This is a genomic window from Bengtsoniella intestinalis (assembly GCF_039719005.1).
In the GTDB taxonomy this organism is placed as follows: domain Bacteria; phylum Bacillota; class Clostridia; order Oscillospirales; family Oscillospiraceae; genus Oscillibacter; species Oscillibacter intestinalis.
This window is the reverse complement of record NZ_CP133584.1, coordinates 1-17844: the sequence shown is the minus strand read 5'-3', so window position 1 is coordinate 17844 and position 17844 is coordinate 1. Positions and strand designations below refer to the sequence as shown.

Here is a 17844-nt window from a genome sequence, read left to right as displayed (position 1 = left end):
GCACAATTTATAACACTATTATAATATAGAGTAATCACCAAAAAGTCAACGATAATTTTGATGAATTTACCAAAACTTCAAGACTTTCTTTTATCAAAACCAAGATACCACCGTTGGAACTGCCCAGATGGCACCTGTGATGATGGCGAACACCAATCCCACAATCCGACGCACCTTGAAATAGGCATCGGTGGGTTCTTCGGTGGCCTTCCATTTTTCAAAGGTGCGCCATGTCCAACGTGGGTTGATGGCAGTAATCAAACTGGCAAAAAAGGCAATGCCGATGAAGGCGGAGATAATATTAAGTGCAATGGAAATTCCCATAGGCATGGTTTATCCCTCCAGTCCGTTTCGGTAGGTGGTAGCGCTGTCTAACAATTCTCCTGCACTTTGCAGTAGCGCCTCACTAATCACATCACCACCGCTGATACGGGCCAATTCTGCCATACGTTTGGAACGGTCAAGCTCCAAAAGTTCTGTAAAGGTTCTTCCCTTTACTTCTCCTTTAGTAACAGCAAAATGCACATCTGCCATGGCTGCCAATTGGGGCAAATGGGTCACGCAGAGCACTTGCTTGTGGCGAGAAACCTGCGCCAGCTTTTGCGCCACTTTTTGTGCCGCCCGACCAGATACGCCCGTGTCCACTTCATCGAACACCATGGTGGCAATGGCCTCTTGCTCGGCCAAAACATTCTTTAACCCAAGCATAATCCGCGCCAATTCACCGCCAGATGCTACCTTGGCGATGGGCTTTACCGCCTCACCAGCGTTGGCTGACATCAAGAAGCGAATGGTATCGCAACCGTCTATGGCTGGTGCTTTGGATGTGAATTCAATGACAAATTGAATTTTGTGCATATCCAAATCTCGCAGTTCTTGCAAGATACGCACTTCCAATTCTTTGGCAGCAGATTGCCGTGCCTTGGTTAATACGCCACCTGCCTCCACCACAGCTTTTTCTGCCTTGGCCAGCTTCCCTTGCAGGCGCACCAACGTGTCATCAGCCGTTTGAATGTCATCCAATTCTTTGCGGCATTTATCAAGATATTGCAATATTTCTGCTATAGTATTACCGTATTTCTTCTCTAATCGATAAATCAGGTCACTACGCGACTCCACTGCATCCAGCTCTGCTGGAGAGAATTCAAAGGCGCTCCGTTGATCCCCAATCCACTCTGCCAAATCATAGGCATCGCTTTGCACTTGGGACAATTGGGCGTATAACTTCCCCAAATCTTCGCTTAAATTGCGGATAGGCGCCAAGGCTTGCAGCGCCTGCTTCATCAGCGCCACTGCCCCCATAGACTCATCGTCGCCACCCATGGCATAGTCAGCGCCAGACAAAGCAGTCAAATACTTTTCACCGTTGCGAAGCAGATTCCGACGAGCCAGCAGTTCTTCTTCTTCCCCATCTTGCAACTCTGCACGCTCTATTTCCTTGATTTGAAAGCGCAAACTGTCCATTTTCCGAATTTTTTCCGCTTCATCCATCTGCAAAGATTTAATTTGGCTTTGCAGGGCTTGATAGGATTCAAATGCAGTTTGATAGGCAAAAAGAGGCTGTTGAATGTTGCCAAAACGGTCTAAATACACACCGTGTAAGGTCTCATCCATCAACTGTTGTCCATCATGTTGACCATGAATATTCAGAAGATCTTGCCCCACTTGGCGTAATTGACTCACAGAGACAGGACGACCGTTGATACGGCAGGTATTTTTCCCATCGATGGTCAACTCTCGCTGTAATAGCAATTCTCCGTTTTCATCGGGGACAATTCCCTGTTCTACCAACGCTGGCAACGTAGGGTTGACATGGGAAAACAAGCCGCTGACAAAGGCACGATTGGCCCCTGTGCGAATGAGTTCCCGTGACGTACGTCCCCCTAAAACAGCACCCATCGCATCAATGATGATGGACTTCCCTGCCCCTGTTTCACCAGTCAAAGCATTGAATCCCACATGAAAACGAATGTCTGCTTGTTCAATCAAAGCAATCTGTTCAATGTGTAGCAGTTCTAACATTTCTTACTCCTACTTGCATTGTAAAGCAATTTAACTTTACAGCATCTCTCTCACTTCATTACACAGTTCTAGGGCTGAAGCACTGTCTCGCATCACCAAAAAAGCGGTGTCATCCCCTGCAAGGCTACCCACCATATAGGTCAAATCCATATCATCGATGGCAGCACAGGCCGCACTGGCCAAACCGGGCATAGTTTTCACCACCACCATATTTTGAGCGCAATCGATGCTAGTGATACTTTCCCGAAAAATGGTACGCAGACGCTCGGCGAAGTTAAGTCGTGTACGGTTGCCAGACACAGCGTACTTATACACCCCTTGCCCCACAGGTTCTTTGATCAAATGAAGTTGCTTGATGTCACGAGAAATAGTGGCTTGCGTGCTGGAAATGCCACGTTCTTGCAAGCGCAACAACAGTTGCTCTTGGGTTTCAACATTCTCGCTGGCGATGATGTCTAAAATCATAGATTGACGGTTATTTTTCATTGCCAAAACCTCCTGGTAACATTTTCTTTGCGAATACTTCGCAGAAACTTTTTTCACTTAAACGCACCAATTTCATCACAGATTTGGAGCGTTTTACAGTCACTATATCGTCAGAACGCAGGGAAAAACCACGGCTTTCGTCTACAAACAGGTACACAGGCTTACGACCGTTACGCTCTAATTGAATGGTCAACGTATGATCTGGAGACAACACGTAGGAAGAAAACCGCATATTGTGGGTACAAATGGGGCACACCACCATGGTTTGCGCCATAGGCTCAACCACAGGTCCCCCTGCAGAGAGTGCGTAGGCGGTAGAACCAGTGGGGGTTGCAATGATGACGCCATCTCCAGCAATATCCGCCAAGTGATGCCCGTCTGACTCAATCCGCAGGTGAATCACATGGGAGATAGGGCCTTCACGAATCACCGCATCATTGAGCCCGAGGTTTGTGTAAACCTGTTTGCCTTCACGGGTTACATGAACGTCTAACATCATACGATTTTCCACGGTGAAATCCCAGTCCTTTAGCTTATACAATGCTGACAACTCCAATGCCTCCAACTCTGCTACAAAGCCAAGGCTTCCCATATTGATGCCTAAAATGGGAATGCGATTCAATGCCGCAAGCTTGGCAAGATGCAAAATGGTGCCGTCACCACCAAAGGTGACTAGCAAGTCAGATTGGCGCAATTCCGGCAACAATGGCAACGCTTTATAGGGTGCGAAAATACCATCTTTTTGATCTCGAAACGGCGAACAAACAACGGTTTCAAAACCCATTTCTTTAAGAATTTTATCTGCCGCTTGGGTGGCCACCATCCCTCTATCGCGGTTGGGATTGGGGCATAAAATGATCCGTTTCATCAAATGTCACCTCCGTTTTGAGGCAGGGTTGCATGGGATTCAGCCACCAGCGCTTTCAAATCAAAATCAGGCTGGGGTGGTGCTTCCCCTTTTTGTAAAAAGCCTAAATATTCTAGATTTCCCTCAGGACCTTTGATGGGAGAATAGCTGATACCAAGAACTGTAAAGGCAGAAGCCTTTGCATGCTCTAAAAATTGTTCCAACACTTCTAAGTGGACAGCAGGGTCACGGACAACCCCTTTTTTACCCACCTTTTCTCGCCCAGCTTCAAACTGGGGCTTGATGAGACAGGCCACCTGTCCTTGGTCTCCCAACACACGGTGCACAGCAGGCAAAATCAAATTCAAGGAGATAAAACTAACATCGATAGAGGCAAAATCCAAAGGCTCTGGAATTTGTTCTCGGTCTAAATATCGTGCGTTGGTACGCTCCATACAAATCACACGTTCATCACTGCGTAATTTCCATGCCAGTTGCCCATAGCCCACATCCACGGCATACACCTTTTGCGCACCATTTTGCAACATACAATCGGTAAAACCACCAGTAGATGCACCAATATCACCGCAGATGGTATTTTCCAAGGAAATGGGGAACTCCGCCATAGCCTTTTCCAATTTCAAGCCGCCACGGCTCACATAACGCAGTAAATTCCCACGGACTTCCACCTCTGCATCCACGGCAATGGCAGTGCCAGGCTTGTCCACACGCTGTCCTTTCACAAACACTTGCCCGCTCATAATCACAGCCTGGGCTTTTTGCCGACTTTCTAGCAAATTTCGCTCTACTAAGAGCACATCTAGTCGCTTTTTCTCACTCATTGTTTCTCCTCCATCACAGCTTGGACAATGCCAGCGGCATCCAATCCAAAACTGTGCTCCAACTGCGCCACACTTCCTTGGGGCGCAAAGGTCTTCCCTAAATTTTTCAAAATCAGTCGCTTTGACCCACAGCCTTGCTGAGCCAAAATCGCACCAATTCGCTGACCCACACAGCCAGCGCCAAAGCAATCCTCCACCACAATCATGGTATTTTGATTGCCTAAGGTTTCTTGTAAATCACCAATATCAAGGGGGCAATCCGGTTTAATTTCACCACTTTTGCCTGCACACCCAATGTTTCTAACGTGTGCGCCGCCTCTAACAAATGATTGACACACATCCCATACCCCACAAGAGTCACATCGGCACCGCTACGTAGCTCAACCGTGGTTTTCAAAGCCGTATCTTGGATAAATTCCCCTTCCCCACCCCGTGGGTAACGAATGGCCACAGGCCCCTCTTCTTGACTGGTCGCCCAGTGAAGCATAGTGGTCATTTCTGCATAATTGCTAGGACAAAGTACGGTAAAATTCGGAATTTGGCACAAATACTGCACATCTAAACAGCCATGATGGGTCTCCCCATCTGCACCCACTAAACCCGCACGGTCAATGCCAAACACCACAGGTAAACTTTGTAGCGCCACATCGTGGAACAGCATATCATATCCTCGTTGCAAAAAAGTGGAATAGACTGCAAACACAGGGCGCATCCCTGTCTTACATAGCCCAGCACTCATGGCAACGGCGTGGCCTTCAGCGATGGCCACATCAAAAAATCGCTCTGGATAGGCGATTTCAAAGGGTGAAAGCCCAGTGCCGTCAGCCATGGCGGCGGTGACGCCACAAAGCTTGGGGTTTTCACCGGCCAATGCGACCAACTCTGCCCCAAAGTGACTAGAAAAGCTATCACCGCTCTTGGTCACCCCTGTTTTGGGGTCAAAAGGTGAAACACCATGAAATTTACCGGGATTCTCTTCTGCAAAGCGATACCCTTTTCCTTTGATGGTTTTCACGTGCACCACCACAGGACATTGCAGTTTTTTTGCCCAGTCAAAGGTCTGGGTCAATTGCTGTATATCATGACCATCCACAGGCCCCAAATAGACAAATCCCATATCTTCAAACAAGGAGCTTTTGGGATAAATGGCACGCTTTAACGACGTTTTCACCTTATGGATTTGACGATACAATGGGTTTCTCTGAGGCTGTTTTCCAAACAAACTACGGTACCATTTTTTAAAGTGATAATACGATGGCTGGCATCGCAAATCCCGCAAATGTCGGTGCATCCCGCCCACATTAGGCTGAATGGACATACCATTGTCGTTCAAAATGACAATCAGTGGCAACTTAGAACCACCAGCATCACTGAGCCCCTCATAGGCAAGACCACCAGACAACGCCCCATCACCGATGAGAGCTAAAGCACTGCTATCCTTCCCCTGTAAAGCCAAAGCCCTTGCCATACCTAACGCCACTGAAACCGAGTTAGACGCGTGTCCTGCAATGAAGGCATCATGGGGGCTTTCATATGGTTTTGGGAATCCAGACAGCCCATCCCATTGCCGCAACGTATGAAATTGGTCTTTGCGACCAGTGAGCAATTTATGGACATAAGCCTGATGTCCCACATCAAATACCAACGGGTCTTGGAGTGTATCAAAAACACGATGGAGGGCGATGGTTAATTCCACCGCCCCTAGATTAGAGCTTAAATGCCCCCCAGTTTGGGCGACAGATTGTATTAAAAATTCACGAATTTCTCCGCTTAGCATCTCCAACTCTGAAAGGCTTAACTGCCTTACATCTGCTGGGCTATGAATGGTATCCAAAATCATAGACTTGCCTTTCTAGGTATCTTCTTTTTAGCGCCGACGGAACACATAGAGCACACGCCCCACCCAGTATATCACACGGGTGCTTTGATTGATGGCAATATTTTTACCGATGGCCTTGCCGCCGATGGTAAGACCAGAAATCAGTGCTGTCACTAGCACGCTAATGAGCACGCTAGAAACGGAAATCACGCTGTTAATTTGCAGTACAATGACGGCGGCGGTAGTACCACTGACGATGCCGCAAATATCACCCACCACGTCGTTACAAATACTAGACACACGCTCTGCTTTTTGCAAAAGTCCCAACGCTTCTTTGGCGCCTTTTTGCTTGCGAGCCGCCATGGAGCGAAAGGGTTTTGGGTCAGCGGCCGTCACCGCAACACCGATGACATCAAAGCAGATGCCCACCGTGATAAACAACAACAAAATCAGCACTGCAACAATTAAATCAGCACGCTGTAGCACTGTTTCTGATATCAAACTCAAGGTGGCAGATAGACACACTGCAATAAAAAAGATTCGCAAAATCCATTGAACCTGCGAATCTTCTTTGGCCTTTTTATTGGGTTGTTCTTTTTCAAGAAAGTTCCTCCATTGACCAGTTGGTCAAATACAAAGTGATGTTGCTAAGGCAGCGGCAGCAAACAATGTAAATCTTACGGCTTAGGTACGGGTAGGATTTCCCCGTGACATACCTCTCGTTGCCGATGAAGGCGGTTCCCCTTTCAATATCACGTCATGGCGTTGCCAACCATGAGACCCGATTGCCACTGAGTCCGCACTGCAATCCATCGCTTGCCCTTGTGGGACAGTCTAGGTGTTTTCCACTACAGTCTAACCGACTCCTAGCCTCTTTTGCAGACAAGGTTTCATGGGCAATCACAACCACACTCCGGCCAGAGTGTACTTGCTTACAATTCCTCAATTCACCAAAATCCACGCAAGGCAGGCTACGTCTGCACACAGCGTTACCAGCGAAAATCGCCAGACGCACCGCATTGCAGGTTTATAATCTGTTTCGTACACGTGCCGAATACCACGTTGGGAGTACGTCCGTGCACAAGAACAGGTCTCCACGATAGTAGGGTCGGATTGTCCATGCCATTGGACAGCGCCCTAAAATCGCAAGCGTATACACGCTTCCCCCAGCACCCACCCAAAACTGGGCGTATCAAGCAAGCACCAGAGGTTTCATCGATGTGCCCTTTAGAGGATTTTTAGCCCCTCCTTCAGAGCCGGCAGATCTGACTAGAATACTGCACCGCCGCTTAGCTGATACATAGTATACCATAAAGAATGGAAATATACAAGATTTTATGAATATTCCATTTGTAAATTTTTTAGTGATTTCTTCCAGCTAGTGACTTAGCCAAACACTGCAAAAAGCCATCATCGCCCCAAGTTGCCACTGCATCGCAGGCAGTAACAGTACACCGCTCCACCGCTTGGGCACAACCATCAATCCCCAATAAATTCACATAGGTGGTTTTTCCGCAGGCTTCATCAGAGCCGATGGGTTTGCCAAAGTCTGCCTCGTCCCCCACCACATCTAACACATCGTCACGGATTTGGAAGGCCATCCCTAAGTTTTCACCATAGATTTTAGCGCAGTTAAGTTGCAGTTCATCCCCATCAGCAGCAGCGCATCCCAACTGACACGCAGCCATGAGCAAGGCGCCTGTTTTCAGTCGATGGACTTGAGCCAGTTGGTCTTGGGTAGTGGCATGGCACAATGTATCCAACACCTGTCCACCCACCATGCCGTCAGCCCCAGCGGCTTTTGCCAAAATCAAGGCACAGTTGGCACGGGCTGTATCCCTTAAATCCACTGCCGACAAAATCAATTCGAAAGCCGCAGGTTGTAACGCATCCCCAGCCAAAATGGCCAAAGTTTCACCGAATTGCTTATGACTGGTTGGTTTACCGCGTCGCAAATCATCATCGTCCATGCAGGGCAAATCATCGTGAATGAGAGAGTAGGTGTGCACCAATTCCAAGGCACAGCCAACGGGCAATGCTTTATGCCAATCCAATCCACACAACCGTGCAAATTCAAGCGTCAAAATAGGACGAATACGCTTTCCCCCTGCCAACAAGCTATAACGCATGGCGGTAAAAATTTGGTCATAGTCCGTTTTTGCAGTGAATAAACCTCGCAAATAGTCCTCCACCGCCTGCAAATAGGTCTGATATTGGGCATCAAAAGTTGCTTTATCCATTGTCTTCGCCTCCAAAAGCCAGCTCAACAGGGTTGCCATCGCTCCCCTTCATCAAACGCACCACTTGTTGCTCAGCTTGCTCTAGTTCTCCGCTACAAGCTGCCACCAATTTAGTGCCTTCTTCAAATAGCGCCAGCGAATCAGCCAAGGCCACATCGCCACGCTCCAATTGTGCCACAATTTGCTCCAAACGTTGAATTTGGGCTTCAAACGTCACTTTTTCACTCATTGTATCGTCTCCTTTTCACTCACTTGACAGTGTAATATGCCGTCGCCTACGGTCACATTGATTTGATCTCCCACAGCCACATCACCACAGTTTTTCACAATAACGCCGCCTTTTGTTTGCACCATGGCATAGCCACGTCCCAACACCTTCAACGGGCTCATCGCATCTAATGACGAAGCCAAAACAGCCAGAGATTGTTGCTTTCTCCCCAATATATTGGCAGAAACATCACCAAATCGTTGCTGTAAGTAAGATAACATCATAGACTTATCTTCCACATATGCCATTTGATTTACTAGCACACGGGAGGTTGCCAGCTTGTCCCATTGCAAGCGTAATTGTTCAATACGCTGGCTTTGCAAATAGTTGAGACTGCCACCCATAGACTGCAAATTCCGCAGTAGTTCCCCTTGGTCTGGCACCACAATTTCTGCAGCATTGGACGGTGTCGACGCCCGTGCATCAGCAACAAAATCCGCAATGGTTACATCGGGCTCATGACCCACTGCACTAATGACTGGCAAATCGGAAGCAAAAATTGCCCGTGCCACTCGTTCATCGTTAAATGCCCACAAATCTTCCATAGAACCACCGCCACGGCCAGTGATGATCACATCAGCCAACTGGTGACGGTTTGCAAAGCGTATGGCACCTGCAATTTCCGCTGGGGCTTCCACCCCTTGGACACGAACAGGCAACAACTTCACTTTTGCAATGGGATATCGGCTACGCAAAATCCGAATCATATCGTGGACAGCCGCCCCAGCCGAAGAGGTGATGATGGCAATGGTTTGGGGGTAGGCCGGCAAAGGCTTTTTATACTGCTGGTCAAATAGACCTTCTTGATACAGCTTTTCTTTCAGTTGTTCAAAGGCTACATATAAATCGCCAATCCCATCTGGTGACAAACTTGTGCAATATAATTGATAGGCCCCATCTCGTGGGAACACGGCAATCCGACCAGAGGCAATGACCTTCATGCCATTTTGGGGCTGAAACCGCAATTTGGTTGCAGAGCCTTTGAACATCACGCTCCGCAAAGCACCATCTTGGTCTTTCAACGTAAAATAATGGTGACCAGAGGGTACATTTTATAGTTGGACAATTCCCCACGCACCAGTAATTTTTGGAGCATAGGCGCGCCATCTAAAATGGTTTTCACCATCTCATTGACTTGGGTAACGCCCAAGACTTGTTGTTCTTCCATAGAGTCTCCTTTTCTATTGGAAATACCCATAATACATAAAATGTAGCCGTAGGGAACGGTCTTGACCGTTCCGCCCCCCTTGATGCACACAGCACCCTCGGAACGGAATGGTCAAGACCATTCCCTACGTTTTTGTTAAAATATAGCCTTTGTAGCAAATTTTACAAACTTTATTTTCCTTCTTCAGGAAGTTCTTGGCGGACGAAGCTACCCAAGATGCCGTTGATGAAACAGACAGTTTCAGGTGTTTCGTATTTTTTGGCAATCTCTACCCCTTCGTTGATAGACACACCGTTAGGGATTTCAGGCATATATAGGATTTCAAACATAGCCACACGCATGATGGCAGAAGCCACCAAGGGAATACGGGCAAAATCCCAGCCTTTGGCGTACTTGGCAATATAATTGTCCAATTCGGCACCATGCTCAGCCACGCCTAGCACCAAGTGGCGAATATATTCCCCTTGCTTGACATTAGGGGCTTCTTTGTAGAGTTCATCCTCGCCAGCCAAGGCGGCAAAAGACTCCACTTTTAGGCGGTTGTCTAACAGGGTTTTGATATCATTGCCTGTGAAACTGACTTCATAGCACAGGTGAATGGCGATTTCTCGCGCAGTATTACGAACCATATTTTTCTCTTTTCTTTCCTTACATCGTGATACCGCCAACGTGGACATTCACTGCCCCCACGGCGCTACCGGTCATACCTTCCACGGCTGCCATCACTGCCTTTTGGGCATTTTCAGCAAGCTCTGGAATGGCGGTGCCATATTGCACAGTTACATATAAATCCAGCACCATAGCCGTACCGGTCATGTCAATTTTCACACCACGGATAGACTTTTGTGCACTTTTACGGGTGGTCATATCGCTGACGCTGGCCCCATGTGGCCCCATCATGCCAGATACGCCTTCCACTTCACGCACAGCACCCACTGCAATGGTGGCAATGACATCTTCTGAAATATTGATACTGCCATTTTCTTCTGGAAGGGTTAGGTATTCTTTGCTTTCACTCATAGTGTTGTATCTCCTTCACATTGACTGATTTTTTAAAAAGTAGGCACCTAAAGGCTCTAACCCACTTTCTCATTCTTTGGTGTATAGTATACCACATTTATACCGCCATTACAACAACTTTTTTGTTAAAAAACAGCGTGTCAAAGAACCCTGCTCGGGGGAGCTCGAGGGGGAGCCCGCCTCCAATAAAATTAATCACCCTAATCCGAAATTCTTTATGACTATAATATTGCAAAATCCAACGAAATTGCATCGTTTTAAACATTTTCACTTGGCCGATTGTCTAACTGTCAAAAAAAACGCCACGCATGGCGTCTTTTTTGACAGCTAGACAGCGAAGAAATTCAACGTGAATTCCTTCGCTGTCTGGTAGTCTATGTCTTTAATCTGATGCCAGAATCTTTACTTGGCTGGCGGTATACCCTGTCTCACTCATGGCAATATCGCTGATTTTCGCAACATCAGCCGTGGTCAGATCCCCCTCCACAGTGCCTACCACGACGCTGACGCTTTCCTCTCCCATAAAAGCAACGCAATCCACATACCCCTTAGCAGTCACTAGATTTTCAATTTGGGTTTCTGCCAAGGTATAGGCGGCTAGATTTTGGATTTCTTGGCTGGCCATAGTGGCGACGGCCTCATCAGCCCCTTCTTGCGCTGCCGCCTCTTGCAATAAGAACACAGCACTGTCCCGTGCTTGCTGACGGGTCAATCGGGCGGTGGCGAAGTAATCACTTTCGTCGGCGCTGACCACAGCCACGCCGTCTTCCATATCTGCCACCTCTAAAATAGTGTCGCTTTCGTCACTGGATACCAGTACCGTCTGTCCCACCACTCGCTCCTCGGCTTCTGCCGCCACTTCCACACCCGCTTGGGTAGAATAGCTCCAATTCAGCGCTGCTGCACCACACACCAAAATCCCCATGGTCACCAAAGATGCGTTGCGTTTAAAATTCTGCCTCCAAAGTCTTTTACCTTTCATGCTGTTCCTCCTCCAAATGATGATTTCCATGTTGCCACCGTAATACGGTCGGTTCCCAATCCTGTCAGCGCCGCCACCCCTTGGGTCACTGCCAAGCGCACAGTGGGGTTGTCTCCCCCTTCGCACACCACCAATGCCCCACGATATACAGGGTAAGTCTGCTGGGTCACCAGACCCCTTTCCTCTCCATTTTGCTCCACTACAATTATCTCGCTGATGCGAGAATATGACTCTGGCGACTGGGCATCGCCGCTATAAGACAGCTGGCCATCCTGCGCCAAGGTGACAGTGCCCTCTGTGTCTAAACTCAACATCAACTGCACCTGTCCAACACCGTCAATACAGCCTAACACCTGCTCCATTTCCGCTTGCACCGCTTGCAAACTCCAGCCATTGTCTGCCACTTCTTCTATAGGCTCTGGCGTTTCATCTTTGGGCCATGCCAACAGCACCACCCCCAATCCCAGCACCAGTGCTACATATTGATATTGCTTCCATTTTGTTTTCACGTCACTGATTTTCATGCCATGTTTGTCCTTCCTGCCCAATGCCAAGGGTCTGCTCCACATACAGCGACAACGCCTCATCCCATGGCACATCAAAACATACCGCCACAGGCACAGGTGTGCCACTGTCGTCCAACGCTGTCACCACCTCCACTTGACACACAATTCCCAAAGCTGTTGCTTTGTCTAAAATATATGTTTCCACGCCTTCCTCTATGCCTATTTCTAGCTGGGTTGTTGCATGGTTGTCAACGCCAGTTGCTGGTCTTGAATTTGGTCGCGATAATCGTCTAATCCCTCCGGCAACAGCCAACTATCAAGCTGTGATAATGGCGTCAATAAGGTAATCAGCAACAGCAACCCACCGATGAAATTGCTCACCCCAGCGAGAGTGCCTTTTGGCACCATCGCCTGTGATAAACTCACCAACATCGACACCACTACCACCGATAAAATCCATCGCGCACTGCCTCCATCATGGCACCACCGCCCCTACCGACGATAACACTGAGATTAACAACAGCAAAGCACACGCCCCTGTCATCCCCAATACCAACCCAAAGGCGCCACCCAGTCCATCAATCAGCTTGCAAAGCCCACTAGAACCTACCAAACTTGCCAAAAATGCGGTGATTTTATACAGCAAATATTGCACCCCCAATTGTAAAAATGGATAAAGGCAACACCCTAAAATCCCCAACGTCCCTGCAATACCCACAGTATTTTTCAGCACGCCAGCCCAGAGAGAACCGCCTCTGATGCGTCGGCAATGATACTTCCCACCACAGGAACCACCCCAGAAATGGTGGTGCGTGCAATTTTTACGCTGACCCCGTCCACTGAACCTGCCATCACTCGCATTACCGATAAATATAAGGTAAATAAAAACAGTCCACTGCAAAGCAGCCATGTAATCCCACGCTTGAGCACACTGGCCAATGTGTCCATGGGGTTTCCTTTTTGAAGCATGGCGCTGGCGGTGATGGCTCCGATGTATAGATATACCATTGGCAAAAGCAATTGATTGATGGCACTAATGAGTAGGTCTACAAAAAACACCGTGGTCACCTGCCCCACCGTTGCTGAAGTCACGGCACCGCTGGCGGCGGTGGCGGCTGCCATGGTGGGCAACAGCACATGAGAAAACACCTCTAGTGTTTCAATGGTAGAAGCGCCCAGCCCCATCATAGACTCTAAGCTGCCTGCCGATAAAAGACTGACTGATAAGGCGCCCACCATCGGTAAAGCTAGATTTTCCTGTTTTAAATCACCATGGATGCTCTCCACCATGGCGCATAGTATTACCGTCACCAAAATCAGCGCCACCGTGGTCAACTGACTGCGTACCACCTCTGCCACCAAGTCTGTGCCAGCTGTAAGCAACGCATCAATCCCCTCTAAAAGTCCGTCTATGGTGGATAATTCCACCTTTTCTATCAAATTTTGCGTCTGGTCAGGCAAGGCCGCCAGCAAGGTATCCACCGTATCCAAACCGTAGGCAAAGGTGGTCAAGCGCCATGCGATAAACAGCCATAAAATCACTCGCTTCACCCCATCAACTCCACCAACTTCCCTAAGACCGTTTCCACCAGCGGCAAAGCCACAGACAAGGCGCACACTGTGCCAGACAACTCCACCACAGCCCCCAATGCCGATGCATTTGCGTCACGGCATAAACTGCTCCCCACCTTCACCACCACGGCGATGCCCATGGATTTGAGCAATGGTTCAAGGAGTCCTTCGCTTAACCCTCCGTAGTTGGCTAGCGTTTGGAAAAAACCAACCACCTGCCCCATCACCTGCGCCAGATACACCATCACCACCACAGTGCACCCAGCATCAACACCAGTGCCATCTCAGGCGCAGACTTGGCCACCACCAAGGCAAGCAACGCGGTGACCAAACACCCCACTGTGATTTCAAACACCATTTCCATATCTAAAATCCAAAGAGCGTGCGGATGAGTTCAAACAAATTATGGATTTCCTGCACCAAAATCATCAGCACCGTCACAAGCCCAGCCAAGGTGGTCATCATAGCCTGCTCCTCCCGACCAGAGCGCACCAACAACTGATTAAGCACTGCCACAAGATGCCGATGGCAGCAATTTTAAAAATCAAATCTACATCCATTTCCGCCTTCACCCCTTACACCAGTAAAATCAACAGCAATGCACCGCCAGAAAAACACATAGCTCCAAAACTGCGTCTTTTTTCTGGCATTTTACTACGAATATCTGTAAGAATACCTTTAAAATAGTCATTGACAAGTAATAACACTTTACATATCTTTTCACTATCTCCAGAGAAGGTGTAGCCCAACTGATGCAAAACATCTTGGATTTCACCCTCTAAAAAACACACATTTACCGCCTGTTCCCAGCTTTCTGTTAAGGTTTTTTCAGCTTGTATCCCCTGATATACTTGTGAGAAAAACACCCCCGTTACCCCTGTATAAGTTTGGCTTAAACGCAAAAAAATACGTGGCAATGGGGTTTGATTGGTTTGAATTTCACTGCGAATTTCCAGCATAGCACTGGCCATATTCCCCATTGTATCCATTTTATTACGCTGGGATTTAATCTCTATCCACCACACGCCTCCACAGCCTAACCCAATCAACAGTCCACCTAAAATACTGCTCATGCCATCACCTCCACCTTGTAAATCCGTCCAGAATTACCACAAGAAATGGTGACCACACGCTGAAAAACCACTCTCCAACACACCTCGATATAAGGGTTGTGTGCCAATTCTGCCATGGTTGTCCCATGGACAGTGGCAAACAATGACACTCCACAATAAGCACCCTGCACCATTGCTTCTAAATCCAATGGATTGGTAATTTCATCCACCGCTAAAATTTGAGGATTCATGGTTCGTACGCCTATCATCATGCCTTGCTCTTTCGGGTAACCATCTAGCACATCTGTATGTCTACCAACATCTAATTGTGGCACCCCAAAATGAACGGCTGCCACCTCCCCACGCGCATCCACTAAAGTGATTCGTTGAGGTTGTATCTCAGAAATCCCATTAGAAAATTGACGTACCATATCTCGCAACAACGTAGTTTTTCCCCCTGCTGGCGGTGAGACAATCAAGGTGCTAACCACCCTACCGTTATCCACCAGTTGTGGACAAATATTATCTGCAATCCCCTTGCGTTCTCTGGCAATACGAATCACCGCTGAAGAAAAATCCTTCACGTTGCAAATTTCTCCTGCCTTGATAACCCCCGTGCCGCAAAAACCAATGCGAAAACCGCCTTCCACGCTGACATATCCTTGCCGCAATGTCTCTACCGCTCCATAGCGGGAAAAATCTGTGGCTTGGTTACAGAGATTTCCAAATCCACTTGCTGAATTTTTGAAAAAACACGCCGTTCCTCATTGGGTAATAATATCCCCAAAGGCTGTCCGACGCGCAAACGCAATTCCTCCGCCACCACCATCTCTCTAGGCGTTAGCCCAAGGGCAATTTTCCGCAATGCTATGGGCAAGACTTGACATGCCAATTTATACCGCTCCATTCCCCATCCCTCCTTTGTACTTGCTGTACTATATGAGAAAAGTTGGACAAGTATGACAAATTTTTGATAAAAAAAACACCCAAATTGGGTGGTTCTTTTTTTGAAACAATATTTAGCTTACAGCAGTGCTTCGTAATCTTCCAGAGTGCCGTCATTCAGGCAGCATTCGATAATCTTGCGACCTTGGGGATCCAAATCGTCAGTCAAGTATTTCTTCACTTCTTCTTTGAAGAAGTCAGTCAAAATCTTGGCGCCAGCATCATAGCCAGACTTGCCCAATTCGGGTTGCATTTCAGGTTGCAGATAAGTTTTACGGACATATTGGCCGTCAACACGCAAATCGGTCAGGTTGTAACCCAAAATTGCGCAACGAGCAGGAGTCAAGAAGCTCTTCTTGATGGGGCCTGCGCCAACACGAGCCAAGAATTCACGAGCTGCCCATTCGGGAGCAAAGCCAACCTTGTAAACACCGATGTGTTGGTTGGGAATCAGGACATAATTGGTGTTGTATGCGTTCTTAATTTGATCCAGCAACAGGTTTGCATGGCGCACCATTTTACCAGTGGCAAATGGCCAGTAAGAGCCAACGCCTTCGCTGGACATACCTGCGGTATCCACGATGGAGGGGTTGTTATGACCACGGGGAGAAACCAAACGCCACAGCCAAGCCAATGCAGGGGGAACCACTTGCATCAGACCCATGATACCATAGTTGGGGTTTTTCTTGGTGGAAGGTGGCATACGCACGCCGAAGGAACGGACATCAACTGCCACGGGTTCACTTTGGATGTTGGGAATCAAGCGGCGTGGAATAATCACGCGGGGGTTGGGGCAGGGCTTGCCAGTGGAATCGATGGTGTGTTCCCAAATCAGGCAAGTAGAGCCAGGAGCACCTTGCACGTTGAAGAACACCAGAGGTTCCTTGGTGTGAATGGTGATGTCTTCGTAGTTGTAGTCAGTGCCGTATTTCTTGATGTTATCAACACGCAGGAACCAGCCGTCTTCACCATCAGTCAACACCAGCTTGCCAGAATCATCTTGCAGATAGGTGTAGCAGGTAGCCATGTCATCACAGATGGGCAGCAGTTCGCAGGTTTCGCTCAAAGCCAAACGGTCGATTTCGCCAGAGTTCAGGTTTTCACCCAACACCAGCATACCTTCAGAGTCGGTGTGAGCTTGTTCCAAAATTTCGGACTTACCACCACCAGAAGCACCTTCGTGCATGATGACGGTTTCATTTTGGTAGGGAGTAACCACGCGGACAGCAGAAGTGTGAGCGGTGACCCAACCTTCTTGTTCGCCGATGTCCAGCAACACTGCATAGACACCCTTCTTTGCAGAGGGGCCTGGATAGAGGTTGTAGGAGAACACTTCGTGGGCATGATCTTGGCGGCTATGAACCACAACTTGCTTGCCTTCGAAGTGGGTGTGACGGAAAGGAGGTGCCACATAAATGATAGCACGGGGTTTGAATTGACGATCCAATTCATCGATGTTGATGAAATATTGCAAATCGGCCAAGCCAGTTGCAAAGAATGCAGCGTTGACAGGGCAAACCAACAGTGCATCGTAACCGCCCTTACCACCAGCCAAGAAGGGCAAGACAATCAAGTCATGGCGAGAGAGCCAGTCCATGGTTTCCTTGCGCACTTGGGGAAGGTCATGTCGGGATAACGTTCTTCAAAACGCACCTTATCGGTGGGCTTGTCATCACCAATCAACATGCTGTTGGGGTCACGACGACGCATATAATCTTCCATGTAGTTGACCACGATGCCGTTTTTACAACGGACAACAGTGGCTTCTTGCACACGCTTGTCACCCACGGTGTAGCTGACTTCGTTGGCATTGACATGGTAAGAGCCAAAGGTCAAACGCACCAATTCTTCCTTAGAAGTAGGAATCACTAGGTCGGGACTAGCATCCAATACACCCTTGAGTTCGTCGGTCATTTCAATTTTGCTTAAACGCTTAAACATAATAAACCTCCTATAAAATTAAAACTCTAATTTGGTTGTTATAAAAAAATGTTTCTTTGATCTCCAAAGACGCATACTTTATACGATTATTTTCTATGAGAACCACTGCGTGAGCAGCCATTCCCAAGTCTTGC

General features: G+C 48.1%; 26 protein-coding genes and 1 pseudogene. All 27 read right to left on the bottom strand.

The window, feature by feature from the left end:
* Positions 1–93: 93 nt before the first annotated feature.
* Positions 94–330 carry a DUF6199 family natural product biosynthesis protein gene (locus RFF05_RS00135; protein WP_409968456.1) on the bottom strand — a complete coding sequence of 79 codons (237 nt, stop codon included), beginning with the start codon at positions 328–330 and terminating at the stop codon, positions 94–96.
* A gap of 3 nt (positions 331–333) precedes the next feature.
* Positions 334–2022, bottom strand: coding sequence for a DNA repair protein RecN (gene recN, locus RFF05_RS00130; protein ID WP_409968455.1), 1689 nt, complete (start codon positions 2020–2022; stop codon positions 334–336).
* Between the two features lie 36 nt (positions 2023–2058).
* Positions 2059–2508 (bottom strand): arginine repressor, encoded by a 450-nt coding sequence (locus RFF05_RS00125; RefSeq protein ID WP_409968454.1) that lies wholly within the window; start codon positions 2506–2508, stop codon positions 2059–2061.
* Entirely contained in the window at positions 2498–3376 is an 879-nt protein-coding gene (locus RFF05_RS00120; protein WP_409968453.1) for an NAD(+)/NADH kinase, read from the bottom strand. The genes RFF05_RS00125 and RFF05_RS00120 overlap by 11 nt, the downstream gene beginning before the upstream one ends.
* On the bottom strand, positions 3376–4197 hold the full coding sequence (locus RFF05_RS00115; protein WP_409968452.1) for a TlyA family RNA methyltransferase: 822 nt from the start codon (positions 4195–4197) through the stop codon (positions 3376–3378). The genes RFF05_RS00120 and RFF05_RS00115 overlap by 1 nt, the downstream gene beginning before the upstream one ends.
* The gene (locus RFF05_RS00110) at positions 4194–4403 is read right to left on the bottom strand and encodes a hypothetical protein (protein WP_409968451.1); all 210 of its coding nucleotides are present in this window, start codon (positions 4401–4403) and stop codon (positions 4194–4196) included. The genes RFF05_RS00115 and RFF05_RS00110 overlap by 4 nt, the downstream gene beginning before the upstream one ends.
* A 14-nt stretch (positions 4404–4417) precedes the next feature.
* Complete coding sequence (gene dxs, locus RFF05_RS00105) at positions 4418–6037, bottom strand: 1-deoxy-D-xylulose-5-phosphate synthase (RefSeq protein WP_409968450.1); 1620 nt, start codon at positions 6035–6037, stop codon at positions 4418–4420.
* A 27-nt stretch (positions 6038–6064) separates the two neighbouring features.
* Positions 6065–6517, bottom strand: coding sequence for a hypothetical protein (locus RFF05_RS00100; RefSeq protein WP_409968449.1), 453 nt, complete (start codon positions 6515–6517; stop codon positions 6065–6067).
* 860 nt (positions 6518–7377) lie between these two features.
* A complete protein-coding gene (locus tag RFF05_RS00095; protein WP_409968448.1) occupies positions 7378–8256 on the bottom strand; it encodes a polyprenyl synthetase family protein in 879 nt (292 codons plus the stop codon).
* A complete protein-coding gene (gene xseB / locus RFF05_RS00090) occupies positions 8249–8485 on the bottom strand; it encodes an exodeoxyribonuclease VII small subunit (RefSeq protein WP_409968447.1) in 237 nt (78 codons plus the stop codon). The genes RFF05_RS00095 and xseB overlap by 8 nt, the downstream gene beginning before the upstream one ends.
* Positions 8482–9546, bottom strand: a complete 1065-nt coding sequence (gene xseA / locus RFF05_RS00085) for an exodeoxyribonuclease VII large subunit (protein WP_409968446.1) — start codon at positions 9544–9546, stop codon at positions 8482–8484. Before xseA ends, xseB begins: the two co-directional genes overlap by 4 nt.
* Positions 9543–9692, bottom strand: coding sequence for a hypothetical protein (locus tag RFF05_RS00080; RefSeq protein ID WP_409968445.1), 150 nt, complete (start codon positions 9690–9692; stop codon positions 9543–9545). The genes xseA and RFF05_RS00080 overlap by 4 nt, the downstream gene beginning before the upstream one ends.
* Positions 9693–9862: 170 nt before the next feature.
* Complete coding sequence (gene nusB / locus RFF05_RS00075) at positions 9863–10321, bottom strand: transcription antitermination factor NusB (RefSeq protein WP_409968444.1); 459 nt, start codon at positions 10319–10321, stop codon at positions 9863–9865.
* 19 nt (positions 10322–10340) lie between these two features.
* Positions 10341–10712: an Asp23/Gls24 family envelope stress response protein gene (locus RFF05_RS00070; RefSeq protein WP_409968443.1), complete on the bottom strand. Its 372-nt coding sequence runs from the start codon at positions 10710–10712 to the stop codon at positions 10341–10343.
* Between the two features lie 382 nt (positions 10713–11094).
* Positions 11095–11694, bottom strand: a complete 600-nt coding sequence (locus RFF05_RS00065) for a SpoIIIAH-like family protein (protein WP_409968442.1) — start codon at positions 11692–11694, stop codon at positions 11095–11097.
* Positions 11691–12218 (bottom strand): hypothetical protein, encoded by a 528-nt coding sequence (locus RFF05_RS00060; RefSeq protein WP_409968441.1) that lies wholly within the window; start codon positions 12216–12218, stop codon positions 11691–11693. Before RFF05_RS00060 ends, RFF05_RS00065 begins: the two co-directional genes overlap by 4 nt.
* Positions 12205–12405, bottom strand: coding sequence for a hypothetical protein (locus tag RFF05_RS00055; RefSeq protein WP_409968440.1), 201 nt, complete (start codon positions 12403–12405; stop codon positions 12205–12207). Before RFF05_RS00055 ends, RFF05_RS00060 begins: the two co-directional genes overlap by 14 nt.
* Positions 12406–12425: 20 nt before the next feature.
* Positions 12426–12632, bottom strand: coding sequence for a hypothetical protein (locus tag RFF05_RS00050; protein WP_409968439.1), 207 nt, complete (start codon positions 12630–12632; stop codon positions 12426–12428).
* Between the two features lie 43 nt (positions 12633–12675).
* A complete protein-coding gene (locus RFF05_RS00045) occupies positions 12676–12933 on the bottom strand; it encodes a stage III sporulation protein AE (protein ID WP_409968438.1) in 258 nt (85 codons plus the stop codon).
* Positions 12927–13751: a stage III sporulation protein AE gene (locus tag RFF05_RS00040; RefSeq protein WP_409968437.1), complete on the bottom strand. Its 825-nt coding sequence runs from the start codon at positions 13749–13751 to the stop codon at positions 12927–12929. Before RFF05_RS00040 ends, RFF05_RS00045 begins: the two co-directional genes overlap by 7 nt.
* A complete protein-coding gene (locus tag RFF05_RS00035; protein ID WP_409970144.1) occupies positions 13748–14017 on the bottom strand; it encodes a SpoIIIAC/SpoIIIAD family protein in 270 nt (89 codons plus the stop codon). Before RFF05_RS00035 ends, RFF05_RS00040 begins: the two co-directional genes overlap by 4 nt.
* 121 nt (positions 14018–14138) lie before the next feature.
* Positions 14139–14332, bottom strand: a pseudogene (spoIIIAC, locus tag RFF05_RS00030) (stage III sporulation protein AC).
* A gap of 15 nt (positions 14333–14347) precedes the next feature.
* Positions 14348–14845 (bottom strand): stage III sporulation protein AB, encoded by a 498-nt coding sequence (locus RFF05_RS00025; RefSeq protein ID WP_409968436.1) that lies wholly within the window; start codon positions 14843–14845, stop codon positions 14348–14350.
* Positions 14842–15495 (bottom strand): stage III sporulation protein AA, encoded by a 654-nt coding sequence (locus RFF05_RS00020; RefSeq protein WP_409968435.1) that lies wholly within the window; start codon positions 15493–15495, stop codon positions 14842–14844. Before RFF05_RS00020 ends, RFF05_RS00025 begins: the two co-directional genes overlap by 4 nt.
* A 5-nt stretch (positions 15496–15500) precedes the next feature.
* Positions 15501–15731, bottom strand: coding sequence for a hypothetical protein (locus tag RFF05_RS00015; protein WP_409968434.1), 231 nt, complete (start codon positions 15729–15731; stop codon positions 15501–15503).
* Between the two features lie 117 nt (positions 15732–15848).
* Positions 15849–17381, bottom strand: coding sequence for a DUF4914 family protein (locus RFF05_RS00010; RefSeq protein ID WP_409968433.1), 1533 nt, complete (start codon positions 17379–17381; stop codon positions 15849–15851).
* Positions 17339–17710, bottom strand: coding sequence for a DUF4914 family protein (locus RFF05_RS00005; protein WP_409968432.1), 372 nt, complete (start codon positions 17708–17710; stop codon positions 17339–17341). The genes RFF05_RS00010 and RFF05_RS00005 overlap by 43 nt, the downstream gene beginning before the upstream one ends.
* Positions 17711–17844 lie beyond the last annotated feature (134 nt).